Below are 18,543 nucleotides of genomic sequence, written 5' to 3' on the forward strand. Positions count from 1 at the left end.
AAAGCAACGCTAAATTTTTCTTTTTTATACATAAAAAATGCCCCTAAAAAGTGTCTAACTTTTTGGGGGCAGTCCATATTGAGGCGGATTCTTTCTTTTCTAACAATTTCGGGTAAAATTACCAGATTTTTATTCTGTCCTGAGGAGCTTTATACAATTTGTCTCCCGGTTTGATATCAAATGCTTTGATGAATGAGTCCTGATTAACCAATGGACCGAAAGCTCTGAACATTCCCGGAGAATGCGGGTCTGTTTTCACCTGATTGATCATATACTGATCGGTAGCTTTAGTTCTCCAAACAGTAGCCCAGCTCATAAAGAACCTCTGGTCCTGAGTGAATCCGCTGATCTTTCCTGGGTTTCCTTTGTCTTTTAAATACATCTGAAGCGCATCGTAAGCTACTGCCACTCCACCTAAGTCTCCAATGTTTTCACCGCTTGTAAATTTACCGTTCACAAAGCTGCCTTTTACAGGTTCATAAGCACTGTACTGAGCTGCCAGCTGACCTACTTTTGCATCAAAGTTTTTACGGTCTGCATCACTCCACCAGTTGTTTAGGTTACCATCTCCATCGAAACGTGAACCACTGTCATCAAATCCGTGAGAAATTTCGTGACCAATAACGGCTCCGATTCCTCCGAAATTTACCGCTGCATCAGCTTTAGGGTTATAGAAAGGTGGCTGAAGAATGGCTGCCGGGAATACAATTTCGTTGTTTGATCCGCTGTAGTAAGCATTTACCGTTTGTGGAGACATTCCCCATTCTGTTTTGTCAACAGGTTTTCCTACTTTATCCAGGCTTCTCTGATACTGCCATGCAGCAACATTCTGAAGATTAGAATATAAGGTAGCACCTTCTTTTGGTGATTCCACTTTCAACTGAGTGTAATCTTTCCATTTATCAGGATAAGCAATTTTCACGGTAAACTTGGATAGTTTTTCCTGAGCTTTTACTTTGGTTTCAGGAGACATCCAGTCGATATTTGCAATATGTGTTTTGAATGATTTTAAAAGGTAATCAATATACGTTTCCATCTGCTTTTTAGCTTCAGGAGTAAAATATTTGTCTACGTACAATTTTCCGAAAGCTTCTCCCAGAACACCATTCACAAGGGTAAGCCCTCTTTTGTTCATCGGACGCTGTTCTTTTTGTCCCTGTAAATATTTAGCATAGAAATCGAATCTGATCTGCTCTAAATTGTCATCCAGGTTGCTTGCATTTCCATTGATGATATGATATTTCAGATAATCTTTCAGTAAAGGAAGGTTTTTCTGGGTAATGAACTGATCCATGTTCTGGTAGTATTTCAGTTCTCCGATAATTACTCGGTCTGTATTTACGCCAGCATCTTTCAGATATTTGGCAAGGTCAACATTTTTCACAAGCCCTGATAATTCTGATACGTTTTTAGGATTATATCTTAAATTAGCATCTCTGTTCTGCTCAAGAGTCAATAAATAATTAGCTAGCTGTTTTTCAAAGTCTACCACATTCTGTGCAGCCTGAGTAGTATTTTTATATCCTAAAACTCCGAATAGCTTTCCTACATAGGCTTGATATTCTGCCAGTGTTTTAGTATTGGCATCGTTTACTTTCTGATAGTAATCTCTTCCCAGACCTAAATCCGGACCACCAAGGTATACGGCATTCATATTGGAATTCTTCATATCAGCACCTACTCTCCATCCATAGAAAGAGTTATCTCCCAATCTTGTAGCCTCCAAAAGATATTTCTGAAGATCACCCAGGCTTTTAATAGCATCTACTTTGGCAAGATCAGCTTTGATAGGAGCCAGACCTTCTGCATTTCTCTTATTGGTATCCATAAAAGAGGCATACAGATTCTGGATTTTCTGTCCTTCTGACCCGGCAGGATATGATTCTGTAAGAATTTTGTTTAAGATATCTAATGAAGCATCATCCACATTTTCTCTCAACGCATTGAAAGAACCCCAGTTTGCTTTATCAGAAGGGATCTGAGTAGTTTTTACCCAGTTTCCATTGACATAGCTAAAAAAGTCATCTTGTGGACGGACACTGGTATCCATATACGATAAATTGATTCCCTCTTCTTTTGCTTCTTCTTTTACCGATTCAGCCACTTTTGCTGTAGCTTCTTTTTTATTGTCTGTCCCTGCAGTCTTAGCTGCTCCACACGAATTAAGAAACACAATCCCCGAAAGGGCAAGTATTCCAATATTTAGCTTTTTCATTAAAGATAATTTTTGATTTTACACAAACTTATCAAATATACAAACTTTAATGATATGTAGTGAATGATAATTGATATATGGTGAAAATTGAAAATTCAATATTTAATGTTTAATGTTTAATGTTTAATGTTTAATGTTTAATGTTTGAAGTTACTCTGTAGGACCACCCCGTCAAAAATTCTTTGAATTTTTGCCACCCCTCCAGCGGAGGGGAATGATGGAAGCCGTTATTATAACTATTATATTATTCCCCCGATTCCTTATCACAGCCCTTATTACTTATTACTTATTACTTATTACCTATTACCTATTAACTATTTTCCCTAATCCCTAAAACCTATCACTTGCAACCTATCATCTATCACCTGCTACCTCATAAAAAACAAAACCGCCCATTGCTGAGCGGTTGTTATTTTTACCAGATTTTGATTCTGTCTTCCGGAGTTTTGTATAATTTGTCTCCTTGTTTCACATCGAATGCTTTGTAGAAAGCGTCAACGTTGATAAGTGGACCAAAACTTCTAAAGTATCCTGGAGAGTGCGGGTCAGTTTTCACCTGATTTACCATATATTTCTCACTTGATAATGTTCTCCAAACTGTTGCCCAGCTTAGGAAGAATCTCTGATCCTGAGTGAATCCGCTGATCTTTCCTGGGTTTCCTTTGTCTTTTAAGTACATTTGAAGAGCGTCATAAGCGATGTTTACTCCTCCTAAGTCAGCGATATTTTCACCGTTTGTGAAAGTACCGTTCACAAAAGTTCCTTTTACAGGCTCGTATTTGTCATACTGAGAAGCAAGGGCTTTTGTAGCTTTTTCGAAGTTTGCTTTATCTTCCGGAGTCCACCAGTCTACTAAGTTACCATCTGCATCGAACTGTGCACCTGAATCATCAAATCCGTGGCTCATTTCGTGACCGATAACCGCACCGATACCTCCGAAGTTTACAGCAGCATCTGCTTTAGGGTTAAAGAATGGCGGCTGAAGGATCGCTGCAGGGAATACAATCTCGTTGTTTACCGGGTTGTAATATGCATTTACAGTCTGTGGAGTCATCCCCCATTCTGTTTTATCTACAGGCTTACCGATTTTAGCTAAATCTTTATTGTACTGCCATTCACCAATGTTTTGAAGATTTTTGTAAAGGTTTCCTCCTTTAGCTTCAGAAACAATATTTAATTTTGAATAGTCTTTCCATTTGTCCGGATAAGCTACTTTTACAGTGAACTTGTTCAGCTTCTGCATTGCTTTTTCCTTCGTTGTTGAAGACATCCAAGATAAGTTGTTGATGTGAACAGCGAAACTTTTCTTTAAGTAGTCGATCAATTCCACCATCTGAGCTTTTGCTTCAGCAGGGAAATATTTCTCAACATATAATTTTCCGAAAGCTTCTCCTAAAGAACCGTTGATCAACTCAAATCCTCTTTTGTTAAGAGCTCTTTGTTCCTGTTGTCCTCTCAGGTATTTACCATAGAAAGCAAACTTCATGTTTCCTAAGTTTTCGCTTAAGTAAGAAGCACTTCCGTGGATCATGTGGAATTTCAGATAATCTTTGATTACAGGAAGATTCTGAGCATTTACCAATTGATCGAAGTTCTTATAGAATCCTAATTCGCTGATAATTACTTTATCAGAATTTACGCCTACTTTTTTAAGATAACCTGGAAGGTCAACATTTTTTACCAAAGCGGAAAGTTCAGCCATCGTCTTAGGATTGTACTGAAGCGTGTTATCACGGCTCTGCTCGTTGGTCAGGTAAGTTTGTGCGATGCTTTTTTCATAATTAACGATACCTTTTGCTGCTTCATCAGCATTTTTGTATCCTAATTCTTTTAGCATGGAAGCTACATATTTCTGATATTCAGCAATAGCTTCAGTATTTTTCTCGTTTACTTTCTGATAGTAATCTCTTCCTAAACCTAGAGAAGCATTACCTAAGTAAACCGCATTCATTTTAGAATCTTTAAGATCTGCATCTACTCCCCATCCGTAGAAAACGTTTTCTCCTTCTTTCGTTACAGAAGTAAGGTAATTCTGAAGATCAGCCATATTTTTAATAGCATCAATCTTGTTCAGATTTTCCTGGATTGGTTTAATTCCGTCAGCATTTCTCTTCTGCATGTTCATATAAGTAGCATACAGATCCTGAATTTTTTTCCCTTCACTTCCATCAGCAAATTTATCTTTCAGAAGAGAGTTCAGGATTGTCATGGAATTGTTATCCGTATCCTCAGCCAGTTTGTTGAAGCTACCCCAAGTTGGTTTGTCAGATGGAATTTTGGCTGTTTTCATCCAAGTTCCACTCACGTAGTTGTAAAAATCATCCTGAGGACGTACTGAAGTGTCCATCAAGCTAAGGTCTAGGCCTTTGTCTGTGTTATTCACTGCTACTTTAGCAGCTTTAGCTTGTGCGCTCATCGTAGTCTGAGTGCAGATCCCTGCTATTAAAAACAAAGAAAGCGTTATTTTTTTCATTATGATAACAATTTTTAGAATATGTATGATTAATTTCTTATTTGTTACGTTTCAAGGAAATAAATTTAAACAAATAACGTCATAGCATGATAAGAATTTATATATGATGGAAGATGGAAGTATGAGGCTGGAAGTTATTGTGTGGTTTTCATAAACTTCCAGCTTCCTCCTCCCGGCTTCCCTATAACTTAAGAAGTTACTATCTCTTTTACATTCCCGGTTCTTTTCAGGAATCCCCAGGACTGCATTTCGCCTTTCAATGCTTTTCTTAAACTTTTAAATAATACTATATACATCAGCCATCTATACCCGAATCTCTGCGGAATAATATACAGGAGATTGATCAGTTTTTCCCGCTGCATGATAAATGCCACTAATGCTAATGAAGCATCTACTAAAAGGAAGATCAGATAATAGGTGAATATTTTATCTCCGTTTCCGGACAGGATTCCAAAGAACATAATCACGTCTGCCAATGGCGAGAAAAATGGGATGATGTATTGGAATAATAAAATATTCGGCATTGCCCAAAGTCCCAATCCTTTATATTTGGGGTTAAGGAAAGTTTGTCTCTGTTTCCAGAACATCTGCATGATTCCGTAGGTCCAGCGGAAACGTTGTTTTAAAAACTGCTTCGTAGTTTCCGGAGCTTCAGTAACTGCTATGGCTCTGTTTTCGTTCGCTACGGTATAGCCTGCTTTTAATATTTTCACCGTAATATCACAATCTTCGGCCAGAGTATCAGATGAATAACCTCCAGCTTCAATAATTACAGATCTTTTAAATGCCCCGATAGCTCCCGGAATTACAGTAATCGCATTGATATTTGCATATGCCAGCCTGTCAAAATTCTGACTTGTTGTATATTCTATAGCCTGCCACTTGGTGAGCCAGTTGACTCTGTTTCCTACTTTTACATTTCCTGCTACAGCTGCAATTTTTTCTTCCGGATCTGAATTTAAAAATCTTGCAATAAGATATTTCACGGCATTCTGCTGTAATTTGGTATCGGCATCAATACATACTACATATTCCGCATCCGTCTGCGATATCCCAAAGTTCAATGCAGTGGCTTTCCCACCGTTTCCTTTGGTAAAGATTTTCAGCTTCGGATGATCAGGAAATGCTTCCAATGCTTTTTCATAAGTAGAATCTTTACTTCCGTCATCTACCATAATAATATTAAAATTAGGGTAAGTCTGTTTCAATAAATTCTGCAGGGAAGACACAATATTCACTTCTTCATTGTAAGCAGGAACTATGATGGAAACCTTCGGATAGGATTCCAGAACCGGAAACTCTCCAAGAATTTTCTCTTTTTTTCTTTCTTTAAAAGCCCAGTACGCCATCAATAATAGTCTGATTAACCCTAATACAATGAAAATAGTAAACAAGGCAACCAAAAAATGACTTATTCCATAAATAATTGTTGCCAACACAAGGTTCAGCTGCATGATATAATACGATCTCGTTTTAGGAACTTCAGGCATCAGCTCGCTTCTGCTTTTGTGCAGAATATTCGTCAGGTTTGTAAAATGATAGCCTTGTTTCTGAAGAGTCGGGATCAGAACTTTTAAAGCTTTTACAGTTTCTTCTCTGGTATCTCCGCCTGCATCATGAAGAAGAATGATATTTCCTCTCTGCTGCTTGATTCCAGCCATTACACGTTTTACAATTTCATCTGCTTTTATTCCCGGCTGCCAGTCTTCAGGGTCTATATTTTCCCCAATATCAAGATAGTTTTGCTGTCTTGCCAAAGCTACCGGAATAATCTCTTCTGAAGTGGTAGGCTCAGAATCTGCGTTATAAGGAGCTCTGAACAGAATCGTGCTGTGACCTGTGATACATTCGATCAGTAGTCTTGTCAGTTTCATTTCCAGCAGAGCTCTTTCCGGGCTTACTCTGGCCACATTTTCGTGGGTAAAGGTGTGATTTCCTATTTCGTGTCCTTCTCTGTAAATTCTCTTCACAAGCGGAAGGTTCTTTTCTGCATTCAATCCTACCAGAAAGAATGCTGCCGGAACATGGTATTTGGACAAAATATCCAATACCTGTGGCGTATAGGTTTCATCCGGCCCATCGTCAAAAGTGAGGACGAGTTCTTTCTGAGGAGCACTTCCATATTTTTTCACTTCATAAGAACTTGGGTAAGTGACATAATTTTCGTCTGTGATAATTTTCTCTTTCGGATCAATTTCCAATGCAATTTTTCCGTCATGAGGGGTATTCAGAACATCCAGTACTTCCCCGTCTCCAATGTAATCCACCATGGTCTGCCCTTTTACATTTTCAAGCGATTTCAAATTCACTTTTGAAAGTCCGGCAAACGTAAGATCTTTATCATAGAAATTCCATACTCTGCTGTCTTCACTTCCGAGTCTCCAGAGTGCTGTTCCTGCCAGAGGATATTCTGAAGAGAAACGCATTGTATTGAAGATAGAAGCCGCATCATTGAAAAATACGGTATGGGTTAAATTTTTAGAATCGGTATAAGAATAATTTAAATTAAAAGTATTGTCATTAAAATCAATAACTGCTTTACTTGCACTGGCTTTGGTAATCGCCTGCATGTAAGTAACAGAAGTATTATCATCCTTATTGGAACTCCAGTCGTAACCGTAAGCTCCTAACCCTAAAATAATCTTTTGAGGAGAGGTTTGTTTTACAATTTTTCCAGTCTGCTCTTCAATCCATTTCTGAGAAGAAACGGGACCTGCATCACTTCCTGCTGAATACTCATCATAAGCCATCAGTACAAAATAATCTACATAAGGATTCAGTCTTGGAATATTGTAATCATCATTATCCGTCATGATATCCATGGTCACCAACAACTTATTTTTTTTGAAAGTTTCTGACAACTCTTTCATAAAGGCAATCAGATTATCATCAGAATTCAGGTTCATATCTTCAAAGTCAATATTAATTCCTTTGAAATGATATTTTTTACATTGCTGGGTGATTTTCTGAATCAGATGGGTTCTTTTCTGCGGATCATTCAGAACTTTTACCAGTCCTTCGGAACGGAATTCCCGATCTGAGTTATTGCTCAACATAGGCATAGCAGCGACACCAGTTCTTTTGATTACCTTGTAACCTTCCGGATCTACATTGGTTTTCAGGTCACCTGTTTTAGGATCAAGGAAAAACCATTCAGGGAAAACAAGATTGACGTGTCTGATATTTCTTTTCAGAGACATCAGCGACTGAGGATCCCAGGCAACATAAAATGCAGAACGGATTCCTCCCGGGAACTGAGCCCAGTTTCGGTTCTGATTCTGATATCTTTCTGCTCTTGCCTTCTCAATTTTGTCGAGGCTGGTATGGATTGTTTTTTCAGAGATAAAGCTTCTGAAACCTTTGTATTCTTTGGAAATCTTATTCTCCTGAAGATAAGGTTTATTGGCTGTAATTACCGCTTTATAATCTTCTTTAAAGGGAATTTTAGGACTTCTGTCCAGGGTCATCATCAGACCTAAAGCAAGCAGAAGCAGTATTCCTATAAAAATAAAAACACGGCTTCCCCATTGTACACTTTTCCAGCGTTTTTTGCTGCTGGTCTGAAAAATCTGTTTGGAATTTTCCACGATTTTTGAAATTTATTGTAGGGCTTTCAAAAAGCGTGAAAAACTGTATAAAAATTAATTAAAAAAAAATTAAAAAAATACGCTCATATTTAACTGTTTACAAGAAGACTTACCAAATCCTGAATCACCTTTTGGGAAACAAAATCCATGAAGTCTACTCTTTCCAGATGAGGCATATATAATTTGGAGGTTACTTCCTGATCATTGATCCTGATCGTATAGTAAACCGTTCCTACATCTTTACCATCTTCTCCTTTTCCAGGTCCGGCAACGCCTGTTGTAGAAAGGGAGATTTGGGTTTCAAACAATTGCTGGCAGCCTTTTGCCATTTCCTGAGCCACCTGTTCACTCACCACAGTGAACTCATCAACGGTTTCTCTGGAAACATTTAAAATTTTAATCTTTTTCTCTGTGGCATAGGCTACCACTCCACCAAGAAAATATTTTGAGCTTCCGGAAACTGAAGTAATCATTTTTGCCAGTTCACCTCCGGTACAGCTTTCTGCAGTAGAAATTGTCAGATTCCTTTCTGTAAGCATTTCTGCAAGAATGTTTTCAATTTTATCTTCAGATACGGCAATTACATGGCCTTCTACCAATGGAAGTAATTTCTGAATTTCTTCTTCTGTTCTCTGTTTCAACTGTTCTTCATCCTCGCCGGAAGCCGTAAGACGAAGCTTTACACGCGTTCCTACCGGAAGATAAGACAGTGCAATATTTTCAGGAAGTGCCAGTTCCCAATCTTCAATTTTGTCTGCAAGGATACTCTCAGGAATTCCCACCACAGAAACAATTCTGGTATGGATATAATGAAGGCTGAATCTTTTCTGTAAATAAGGAATGATCTGATCCTTAATCAATGGTTTTACTTCGTAAGGAACTCCGGGAAGGCTATAGCACAATTTTCCGTCCTGTTCCATCATCATACATGGTGCCGTTCCGTAATGGTTTTGAAAAACGATAGATTTTGTAGGTACAAAAGCCTGTTCTTTGTTTCTCTCCAGAATATCTGCCCTTCCTCTTCTTTCCATGTAGCCTTTCAAATGATTGAAGGTTACCTCATCTAAGGCAATTTCATCATTGAAATATTCTGCCAGTGCTTTTTTGGTTTTATCATCTCTGGTTGGCCCAAGTCCTCCGGTTGTAATGACTAAATCGCCAGTTTCGAAGGCCATGCTCAATGCATTTTTAATGGTTTCAATTTCGTCTGAGATCGTAAGAATCTGAATAACTTTTATTCCAATATTTTTAAGTTCAGTTGCAATAAAATTAGAATTGGTATCTACCGTATTTCCGGAAAGGATTTCATCGCCGATAGTAATCAGAACAGCTTTTTCCATATGTTTTTTTGTTGAAAAAAATTCTATGCAAATGACGGAAAATTCTGTGGCAGCGGCAATATAAATTGATTTTTTCTATTTTTGCCTGAATTATCAAAAACTACAATACAAATTATGTCTAAATATGATGATGCTTCATGGCATTATGGTGGTGATTTTCCGGAAGGACTTCCTCAGAAAAATGGTGCTACACACACAGGAATGTTCCTGAACTGGTGTATTCATAACAATCTGATCTCCGAAGAACTGAAAGAAGATGCTGCAGAAGAAATAGAAAAAGTAAAACGAAGAGAGATGACTGGAGCAGAATTTGTCATGGATACCTGCGACGGAAAATTTTCTGAATATGATCTGAATGAACTTGGAAATCTTTTTGCCAAAGACTATTATGCAGACGACACAGATTTCGGTAACCGTTACAGCTCATTTGCCGATGATTATGTGAATATTTTTGATGCTAAAGCTGAAGAAAGTGACTACGAATATGAAACCTTCTATCACATCGAAGATACCTACGAAAACTACGATCTGATGAAACAGGTTATTGATCACCGTTTTGAAGAATGGAAAGAATACATTAATAGCTAATAATGAAAAGATAAAATCGCAAAACGGCTGATTTACAAATTGACCCTTCTGCGATTTTGTTTTTTATTAATTATGCTTTACCCATATCAGTTCATCGGTGTTATAGCCGATTTTTTTTGCTTTCTGAATGAAACGCTGGCGGATACTTTCAGGAATATTGGTAGTACGGGAAAGAATCCATAAATATTTTAAACTGCTTCCTGCTACCAGAGCATATTGATAGTCTTCATCAATATCTATGACGTTATAACCCGCCCATATCGGTTTAAAAAATGAAACTTTAAGACGTGCTTCTGTCGGGTCTTTTACAAATTTTGCTTCCCCGATTGATTCGTTCCATACTTTTTTAACGTAATCATACCCTTTATTTCTGACCTGAACTGTTCCATCCGGATTCTCTGTATACTCTGCAGTAACATTATCCATATTTTTCTCGAACCTGTAATCAAAACGGGCGATCTCATACCATCTGCCCAGGTATTTTTTTAGATCAAAATTCTTTACCGCAGATGCTCCTCTGGGAATCCTTACAGAATAGGAATTGAAAACGATAAGCCCCAATGCTCCTAACGAAACGGGAAGTATAATTTTATGAATAGTTTTCATGACAGAAAGATTTTGTGTGGTTGTTATAAAAACGTCAAAAATAATGCCTTAAGTCTGTTAAGGTACAATAAATTCTATGAAAATACTTTCAGAAAATTATCTTTAAAGCTTCCTGAAACCTCAATTTCTGTATCGTCGGACAGCATCACTGTTCCGCTTTTATGATAGGATTTCACAAAACCTGTATTGATAATATGGGAACGATGAACCCTCACAAAAGGATTTTCCAGAAGGTCATCAAAGTGTTTCAGAAAACGGCATACCATCTTCTTTGAACCATCCGTAAGATATACCTGAGTGAAGTTTCCATCTGCCTGAAGTCTTACAATGTCTTCGGTTTTCACTACATCAAACCCTTGTAAAGTTGGCAAAATCAATTGCTGTTTTTCAGGTTTTAATTTCAGGTTTTCAAGAAGGATCTTATTCCGGTTGAGTTCATCTTTTTTCTCAAGACTTTCAGCCACTTTATTGACAGCAAGAATCAGTTCCTGAATATCAATCGGTTTTAAAATATAATAACTGGCCGATTTATTCAAAGCCTGCAAAGAATATTGTGAAAATGCAGTAATAAAAATGGTTTCATAGGAGAAATCTTTAGTTGCTTCCAGTACATCAAAAGCATTTCCAAAAGGCATTTCCACGTCCAGAAATACCAATTGAGGCTGTTTTTCAGCGATTAATGGAACAGCTTCTTTAATATTTTCAGCTTCACCCAAAATTTCCACTTGCGGACAGTATTTGGTAAGATAGCTTCGTAAAACTTCTCTTGCTATGAGCTCATCATCTACAATTACGGCTTTTATTTTCATCAGATCAGATTTTAGGTGGCAGATCATTAGGTTGCAGGTGCAAATTAGGAATATTTAACCAACCTTACAATTTGCCTACACAAGTTCTCCAACATACTTTTGGTCACTTTTATTGCAAGAAAGATGCAAAAGAATTATTTTAGAGATTAAAATTAATAAACCAGACAAAATCATATGAAATCAAAACTTCTTATTCTTTGCTGCATGAGTGTATTCGGTTTTTCTTTTTCACAGATGAAAATCTCAGAAAGAGAGGATATCAGTAAGATCAATAAAAACTGGAGGCTTACAAAAACCAATTCCGGAACGTATGGAATTTCAGATATTAGTGGAAGAATCATCGCTCAGCCTGTGTATTCCAAGATTAATAAATTCGGTGAGTATTCCGATGATCTGGCACTGGTAAAAAACATAACGGGAACGTATGGATTTATTAACCGTTCAGGTACTGAAATCATTCCTGCCCACTATGAACTGGACTATATCAAAAAGAATTTTTCTGTTTTGGAGAAAAAATATATCAAATAAAATACACAGATCAATCTGAGTTTTACTTACTTCAGATTGATCTGGATAGTTACCAAAACACCACTGTTATTTTCCTTATCCTTTACGGAGCAGGTGATCTCTTTTTTGTAAAGATCATTCAGAAGCTGAATTCTTTCCAGCGTATTTTTCATTCCTCTTCCCTCTCTCGTTTTTTGGTGCTGGGTTTTCTGCTTTTTACTTTCTTCAATACCTATTCCGTTGTCTTCAATAAGGATGTTCAGATGAGATTCACTTTTTTCAAAGCTTAGTTTTAAAAATCCTTTATCAGTTCTGTAGCGGAGTCCGTGCCAGACAGCATTTTCCAGAAACGGCTGTATCAGCATTCCGGGAACGTGAAGGTTTTGCATATTCAGGCTTTCATCTACTTCAATTTCATAATCGAATTTATCTGCAAAACGTGTTTTCTCAAGGGCAAGATAATTCTGAAGGAGATCCAGCTCCTGCTGAAAGGGAATAAAATCTTCAGTGGAATTTTCCATTACACCACGCATCAGCTTCGAAAATTTGGTTAGATACTGATTCGCTTCCAGTTCATTATTGGTTGCTATAAAGTGGTTGACGCTATTCAAACTGTTAAAGATAAAATGAGGATTCATCTCACGACGTAACGACTGAAGGGCAATTTTCTTATTTTTGGTCTGAACCTTTTTCAGGGTTCTGAAAATAAAAATGATTAATCCTGTCAGCAAAATCAAAGCTCCAATCAGGCTGTAATTAAAGACATTTTTCTTTCGTATAAGCTCGTCTTTAAGCTCTTTTTCTTTTTCCAGCTGTGAGATTCGCTGTTCTGTATCTTCCAGAATTTTATTATCAACAAGACTTCTGTCTTTGGAAACAAGATTCGGAAGTTTTCCCAAAAAATCTCTATACAGTTGAACTGAAGCATCTACATTTCCTGAAATCGCATAAAGGCTATCCAGTTTTTTTACACTTCTCTGTGCTTCCAGCGTATGACCTTTGTCCAAAGCAATTCCGTAGGCATTTTTCAAAAGGTCCACGGCTTCTTTAGGATCATTCTTTTTAATATAGATATCAGCCAATTCCTGAATCTGATTGACTTTCTCCTGAGAATTTTCTTTCACAAAATCCTCCTTCAGAACTTTCTTTTTGGCTTCAATAGCTTTTTCAAAATTCTTATTTTCCACATAAAGATCTGCCAGTTTCTGATTAATGGCAAGGGCTTGCTGAGGAGCTTCTTTTTTAGAAATTTTATAGGCTGTATTCAGGTTTTCTTCGGCGCTGGAAACGTCTTTCTGTTTCAAATTAACATCTGCAAGCTGGCTGTAACTTTCTGCAAGATCGCCTTGTTCGTTTTCTTTTTTGGTCAGATTGATATTATTCTGGATAGCTTCTGCTTTAAGCTCCGGTGTGGGAGAAGAAAGTCTTGCCACATCATTAGCATTGACCGCTTTGCTTTTTTCACTGTAACTCACTTGCGCTGCCATGCTGTAATTGCTGATCGCAGGCGTTATTTTATTCTGCTTTTCCTGTGACTGGGCTAATCTTCGGGTAGCTTTTTCAATATTAGGTTTGTCGTTAAGTTTTTCATACAGCTTTTTGGCTTTTGTATAATATTCTTCACTTTTCGCAAAGTTTCCGCCATTGAAAAATGTTTCTCCGATATTATAATAAGAATCTGCCTGGGCAGGTTCATTTTTCTTGTCCATTGCTTTTTTCAGCTTCTTCGTTTCTACCTGCACTTCTTCCACAGCAGCAGTGCTGTTATTAGTGGTTTGGGAATAGATTATATTTCCCAAAAGCCCAAGTAAAAAGATAGTAAAGAGTTTAAGCATTTTCATAAAACAAAGATATACATATATATAGTCTGCTCAAAAACTATTCACCAAGTGAAAACTCCATTTCACCAAGTCTCCCGGAATCTGGTTTCCAGTCAGCGTAATTTTACATCAGAATTAAAAATTTAAAACAGGAAATTATGAAATTGAAACATTTTTTATTAATCGGAATTTTAACCCTTGGAAGCTTTGTAAATGCTCAGGAAGTAAAGAAAAACTCAATTGAAGTGACAGGTGTTGCCGAAATGGAAGTAGAACCGGATGAAATTATCTTCAGCATTGGGATAAAAGCTGATAATAAAAACGATCTGGCAGATAATGAAAAGAAGTTATTTGATATTTTAAAAAATGCAGGAGTAAAGAACGAGGATATCAAGTTCAAATCCATGTACCAGAATATCTATTCTAAGACAGCTAAGTTTTCTAAGAACTATCAGTTTAAAGCCGGTACAAAATCAAGTCTTAGCAAAATCTTCGAAGACCTGAATCAAAAATGGGTAAGCAGCCTGAACATCGCAGAAGTGAAGAACACCAAAATTGCAGATTTCAGAAAAACAGTGAAGATCAATGCTTTGAAAGCCGCTAAAGAAAAAGCTGACTACTTGTTGGAAAGCATGGGTAAAAAAACTGGAAATGCTCTTGAAATTGTAGAAATAGAAGATTACACCAGCGATATGATCATGCCGGTAGCTTACAAAGGAAGAACAAGCAATATTCAGTTGGAAATGGCTGATGCTCCGGTAGATTTCTCTTTTGATAATATTGAAAACATCAAGCTGAAATACAGCATCAAAACCAAATACGAAATCCTTTAATAAAAGATTTTAACAAGGCAGTTCCCAGGGAGCTGCTTTTTTGTTTTATGCTATCCGGCGGGCTTCTGATTGAAGAAGAATATCTGCCATCTATCAAATTTTCTTGAATGCAAAGGGTTCGGCTCCGCTCAGCCTGACAGTATTGAAATGACACATTAGATTGCTATTATCATACTGAATAGATAACCGGATTCTTCCTTGTTCTATCATCCACCAAGTGAAACCTTCCGTTCACCAAGTTCCCTTATTTTCAGTCTGAAATAGGAATAATTTTACTTTAGAAATTTAAAATAACGGACAATAGAATGGTATTTCTTAATTACAAAGTTGTTTAAATTTCACAAAATCATAAAAGGTTTCATTTTAAAACACCTTAGTTCACTTAAGTAAGCTTAAAATGATACCGCAGAAAAGTTCACATAAGATGAAAATCAAAGATTTTCACAAAACTTAGGTGTACTCATTCCGCATAAGGCTTGGTTCTGAAAAAACTTAAGTGTTTAAAACATTTGTGCCTTTTGTAGTTAAAATAATGAATGTAAATGTTTATCAATCTCTACAATAAATAACCCATAAAAAAATAACAAAATGACAACTTTAAAAATCTTAGCACTTGCAGCAGGTACAGCATTTTTAAGCACCGGAAACATTCCGGCCAACCGCTCCAATAGTAATACAGACCATACATTATCCGTACAAAAAACATCACTGATTCCGGTAAATTCAACGGTAAAGGATAATAAAATTCAGGTCGCTCTTTTACTGGATACGTCCAACAGTATGGACGGACTGATTGATCAGGCAAAATCCAGACTCTGGAATATTGTAAATACTTTAACGACTCTCAAGTATAACGGAAAAGCACCAGAGATTGAAATTGCCCTTTATGAATATGGCAATGACGGAATCCGTGATGAAAACTACATCCGTCAGGTCACTCCTCTTACTCAGGATCTCGACCTGGTTTCTGAAAAGTTGTTTGCCTTAAGAACCAACGGTGGTAGTGAATATTGTGGTGCTGTCATTCGGGATGCTTCTTCCAACCTCAACTGGGATGGGAATGAAAAAAGTATGAAACTGATTTATATTGCCGGCAATGAAGCATTTGATCAGGGAAAAATAAATTATAAAGATGTTGTTTCAAAAGCAAAAGCTAAAAATATTTACACCAACACTATTTTCTGTGGAAGCAGGGAGGAAGGAATCCAGACTTTCTGGCAAAACGGAGCCTCATTAGGAGGTGGAAAGTATTTCAATATCGACAGCGACAGAAAGGTTCTTTATATTGAAACTCCTTATGATATCAGAATTTCAGAATGTAATGCAAAACTGAATGACACCTATGTCTACTACGGAAATCACGGCTCGGAATACCGGCTTAAGCAGATCACTCAGGATAAGAATGCAGAAGCACAATCAGCATCCAACTTAGTGGAAAGAACGGTTGCCAAATCTAAAAAGAATGCTTACAAAAATGATCACTGGGATCTGGTAGATAAAGCTGAAAAAGATGCAGGATTTATCGCCAATGTCAAAGAAAGTGAACTCCCAGCAGAGTTGAAAGGAAAAAGTAAAGAAGAAATTCAAAAAACAATTGCTGCCAAATCAGCAGCACGTGACAAGATTCAAAAAGAAATAGAGGAACTTTCCAAAAAACGCCAGACTTATATAGATTCCGAAATAAAAAAAAGGGGAACTGATGATTCTGATGATCTTGGAAAAGCCATTGAGAGTTCTATTGTTGAACTTGCGAAAAAAAATGGGTATAGTTTGTAGTGTAAGCGGGTTGAGGCCCTCTTTTTTTTACTACCCCGTCAAAAATTCTTTGAATTTTTGACACCCCTCCGAAAGAGGGAAATTGAGCACCTTCAATTGAAATATAGGTTTACTCACGCAGTTTGTCATTTCATAGGAATCTAAATAACCTTTATTCTTATTTATAAAAATTGGGGTAAAATAAAGTATCACCTACCAAACTGAAAATACCTTGATAATGGATGTTTTTTTCCCTTCATAAACAAAGAAGCCATTTCCATTCCTGTTATTGAGAAAGTAATTCCATTTCCTCCGAACCCCAGCACGAAATAAGAATTTTTAAATTTCTGATGTTCTCCGATGTAGGGAAGTCCGTCTTTAGTTTCACCAAAAGTTCCTGCCCATACAAAATCTGTATAAAAATGATAATTGGGTTTTATTTTATTCAGGTTTTTCAGAATCTCCTTTTCTTTTTTATGGAGTATTGCATCACGTTTTTCTGCATCATAAAAATCTTCATCACCTCCTCCAATAAGAAGTCTTCCGTCATCGGTAGTTCTCATGTAGAGATAAGGATCATCGGTATTCCATACTAATGTGCTGCTGATATTTTTAAACTTCTCTTCATCTATTTCAGAAACTACGGCATAGGTACTTTTCAGGTTGACAAAGTTTTCTTTCAGCAGATTTTTACTTTCATAGCCTATGCAGTAGATGATTTTTTTTGCTCTAATCTCAAATCCACTGTCTACAGTAATTAGATTAAATCCCCTGTGTTCCTCTACTTTTACCATTTCAGTCTTATCAAATATCTTTAGTCCTTTCTTCACATTTTGCATGAACAGCTCATGGGCAAACTGAAAAGCGTCAATACTTGCCCCCTGTTTTGATACAATTCCGCCATAGGTATTTTCAAATTCAAATTTTTCCAGAATATCCTTTGCTTCCAGCCATTCTACATCGAATCCGTTTTGCTTTCTCGTCTCACATTCTTTCTTTAGCCATTCTGTATCCTTCTTTTTTGAAGCAAAATACAATGATTTTTTTCGTTTGAAACCCGCTTTGGACCTGATTATTTTGGTAAGCTTTTCTATCGTATCAATAGCATCACTGCAGGCTTTATAACTTAAGACAGCACCCTTCTCTCCTATTTTTTCTATTAATTGGTAAAGGGGAACATCTATTTCGTATTGTAGCATTGATGTTGTGGCAGAAGTACTTCCGTTGCAAAGTTCTCTTTTATCAATAAGAATAGTAGTATAACCATCTTCTATCATCTGATGGGCTATCAGACTTCCTGTGATACCTCCGCCAATAATAAGAACATCACATTCTTCATTGGATTGTAAGGATGGATAAGATGCTAATAATCCGTTTTTTAAAAGCCAAAAAGGTTCATTTGATTTGAGATTCATATTACTATTTTACATTTAAAATAACAATATTTATACCTTTTTTAACAATTATTCACCAAATAATGGTGTAATTATTGTTGTTCTTTTAAACTCAAACCACCAAAAAAAAATATTTATTATGATAACAATTATTCCAGAAGCTCCGGAGAATGTTGCAGCATTTAATGCAACAGGAGAAGTAACGAAAGAGGATTTTGAAAGATTGGTAATTCCGCGTGTAAAAGAGAAGGTAGAGCAATTCGGTGAACTGAATTATTTATTGTATTTGGATACCGATCTGGATAATTTTACTGTGGGAGCATGGCTTGAAGATTTACTGTTAGGACTGAAAAACCTTACTAACTGGAATCGTTCTGCCATTGTAACAGACAAAGAAGGCATACGTGATTTTACCAGTATCTTCAGTGTTCTGATGCCGGGAGAATTTAAATCTTTCCCAAAAGAAAATTTATACAATGCCCTCTATTGGTGTAAAAACGGAGATGAAGTAGAGGCATAAAAACTTATATTATAAAAAGAGAAGCCGTCTCATTTTCCTTGAGGCGGTTTTTGTTTATAAACTACCCATATTATTTTTTTAGGATGATTTTTTTGA

13 protein-coding genes are annotated in these 18,543 nt (G+C 36.8%); 5 read left to right on the forward strand and 8 right to left on the reverse strand.

Features of this window, described 5'->3' with window-relative positions:
* Positions 1-118 precede the first annotated feature (118 nt).
* The 4 genes from NK356_RS22480 to NK356_RS22495 all read right to left on the reverse strand — a co-directional run bounded on the left by NK356_RS22480 (position 119) and on the right by NK356_RS22495 (position 9,615).
* Entirely contained in the window at positions 119-2,215 is a 2,097-nt protein-coding gene (locus NK356_RS22480; RefSeq protein WP_253318104.1) for a M13 family metallopeptidase, read from the reverse strand.
* A 415-nt stretch (positions 2,216-2,630) separates the two neighbouring features.
* Positions 2,631-4,688, reverse strand: coding sequence for a M13 family metallopeptidase (locus NK356_RS22485; protein WP_253318105.1), 2,058 nt, complete (start codon positions 4,686-4,688; stop codon positions 2,631-2,633).
* A 188-nt stretch (positions 4,689-4,876) separates the two neighbouring features.
* Complete coding sequence (locus NK356_RS22490; RefSeq protein WP_253318106.1) at positions 4,877-8,275, reverse strand: polysaccharide deacetylase family protein; 3,399 nt, start codon at positions 8,273-8,275, stop codon at positions 4,877-4,879.
* 89 nt (positions 8,276-8,364) lie between these two features.
* The gene (locus NK356_RS22495; protein ID WP_253318107.1) at positions 8,365-9,615 is read right to left on the reverse strand and encodes a CinA family nicotinamide mononucleotide deamidase-related protein; all 1,251 of its coding nucleotides are present in this window, start codon (positions 9,613-9,615) and stop codon (positions 8,365-8,367) included.
* 114 nt (positions 9,616-9,729) lie between these two features.
* On the opposite strand from NK356_RS22495, the gene NK356_RS22500 reads away from it, so the two are divergent.
* Positions 9,730-10,203 carry a hypothetical protein gene (locus NK356_RS22500; RefSeq protein WP_034692108.1) on the forward strand — a complete coding sequence of 158 codons (474 nt, stop codon included), beginning with the start codon at positions 9,730-9,732 and terminating at the stop codon, positions 10,201-10,203.
* A 66-nt stretch (positions 10,204-10,269) separates the two neighbouring features.
* Here the strand turns inward: NK356_RS22500 and NK356_RS22505 are convergent, their stop codons facing one another.
* Positions 10,270-10,809 (reverse strand): lipocalin family protein, encoded by a 540-nt coding sequence (locus NK356_RS22505; RefSeq protein ID WP_034692107.1) that lies wholly within the window; start codon positions 10,807-10,809, stop codon positions 10,270-10,272.
* A gap of 74 nt (positions 10,810-10,883) precedes the next feature.
* Complete coding sequence (locus NK356_RS22510; RefSeq protein WP_253318108.1) at positions 10,884-11,618, reverse strand: LytTR family DNA-binding domain-containing protein; 735 nt, start codon at positions 11,616-11,618, stop codon at positions 10,884-10,886.
* Positions 11,619-11,792: 174 nt separating this feature from the next.
* Here NK356_RS22510 and NK356_RS22515 point away from each other — a divergent pair, with 174 nt between their 5' ends.
* Positions 11,793-12,146, forward strand: coding sequence for a WG repeat-containing protein (locus NK356_RS22515; RefSeq protein WP_081906368.1), 354 nt, complete (start codon positions 11,793-11,795; stop codon positions 12,144-12,146).
* 26 nt (positions 12,147-12,172) lie between these two features.
* On the opposite strand, the gene NK356_RS22520 is transcribed toward NK356_RS22515, so the two are convergent.
* The gene (locus tag NK356_RS22520; RefSeq protein WP_034692105.1) at positions 12,173-13,966 is read right to left on the reverse strand and encodes a histidine kinase; all 1,794 of its coding nucleotides are present in this window, start codon (positions 13,964-13,966) and stop codon (positions 12,173-12,175) included.
* Between the two features lie 137 nt (positions 13,967-14,103).
* On the opposite strand from NK356_RS22520, the gene NK356_RS22525 reads away from it, so the two are divergent.
* Both NK356_RS22525 and NK356_RS22530 read left to right on the forward strand, forming a co-directional pair.
* Positions 14,104-14,778, forward strand: a complete 675-nt coding sequence (locus NK356_RS22525; RefSeq protein WP_253318109.1) for an SIMPL domain-containing protein — start codon at positions 14,104-14,106, stop codon at positions 14,776-14,778.
* 588 nt (positions 14,779-15,366) lie between these two features.
* Entirely contained in the window at positions 15,367-16,554 is a 1,188-nt protein-coding gene (locus NK356_RS22530) for a VWA domain-containing protein (RefSeq protein WP_253318110.1), read from the forward strand.
* A gap of 188 nt (positions 16,555-16,742) precedes the next feature.
* On the opposite strand, the gene NK356_RS22535 is transcribed toward NK356_RS22530, so the two are convergent.
* Positions 16,743-17,948 (reverse strand): FAD-binding oxidoreductase, encoded by a 1,206-nt coding sequence (locus tag NK356_RS22535; RefSeq protein ID WP_253318111.1) that lies wholly within the window; start codon positions 17,946-17,948, stop codon positions 16,743-16,745.
* Positions 17,949-18,066: 118 nt separating this feature from the next.
* On the opposite strand from NK356_RS22535, the gene NK356_RS22540 reads away from it, so the two are divergent.
* Positions 18,067-18,447 carry an STAS/SEC14 domain-containing protein gene (locus tag NK356_RS22540; RefSeq protein ID WP_034692101.1) on the forward strand — a complete coding sequence of 127 codons (381 nt, stop codon included), beginning with the start codon at positions 18,067-18,069 and terminating at the stop codon, positions 18,445-18,447.
* The last annotated feature ends 96 nt before the right edge of the window (positions 18,448-18,543 follow it).

Origin of the sequence: Chryseobacterium sp. S0630 (assembly GCF_024158915.1) — a bacterium.
Lineage (GTDB): Bacteria > Bacteroidota > Bacteroidia > Flavobacteriales > Weeksellaceae > Chryseobacterium.

Bases quoted from the DNA above. Each gene is read 5' to 3' on its own strand.
- NK356_RS22480 (WP_253318104.1), bottom strand. From the start codon at position 2,215: ATGAAAAAGCTAAATATTGGAATACTTGCCCTTTCGGGGATTGTGTTT.
- NK356_RS22485 (WP_253318105.1), bottom strand. From the start codon at position 4,688: ATGAAAAAAATAACGCTTTCTTTGTTTTTAATAGCAGGGATCTGCACT.
- NK356_RS22495 (WP_253318107.1), bottom strand. From the start codon at position 9,615: ATGGAAAAAGCTGTTCTGATTACTATCGGCGATGAAATCCTTTCCGGA.
- NK356_RS22500 (WP_034692108.1), top strand. From the start codon at position 9,730: ATGTCTAAATATGATGATGCTTCATGGCATTATGGTGGTGATTTTCCG.
- NK356_RS22505 (WP_034692107.1), bottom strand. From the start codon at position 10,809: ATGAAAACTATTCATAAAATTATACTTCCCGTTTCGTTAGGAGCATTG.
- NK356_RS22510 (WP_253318108.1), bottom strand. From the start codon at position 11,618: ATGAAAATAAAAGCCGTAATTGTAGATGATGAGCTCATAGCAAGAGAA.
- NK356_RS22515 (WP_081906368.1), top strand. From the start codon at position 11,793: ATGAAATCAAAACTTCTTATTCTTTGCTGCATGAGTGTATTCGGTTTT.
- NK356_RS22520 (WP_034692105.1), bottom strand. From the start codon at position 13,966: ATGAAAATGCTTAAACTCTTTACTATCTTTTTACTTGGGCTTTTGGGA.
- NK356_RS22525 (WP_253318109.1), top strand. From the start codon at position 14,104: ATGAAATTGAAACATTTTTTATTAATCGGAATTTTAACCCTTGGAAGC.
- NK356_RS22530 (WP_253318110.1), top strand. From the start codon at position 15,367: ATGACAACTTTAAAAATCTTAGCACTTGCAGCAGGTACAGCATTTTTA.
- NK356_RS22535 (WP_253318111.1), bottom strand. From the start codon at position 17,948: ATGAATCTCAAATCAAATGAACCTTTTTGGCTTTTAAAAAACGGATTA.
- NK356_RS22540 (WP_034692101.1), top strand. From the start codon at position 18,067: ATGATAACAATTATTCCAGAAGCTCCGGAGAATGTTGCAGCATTTAAT.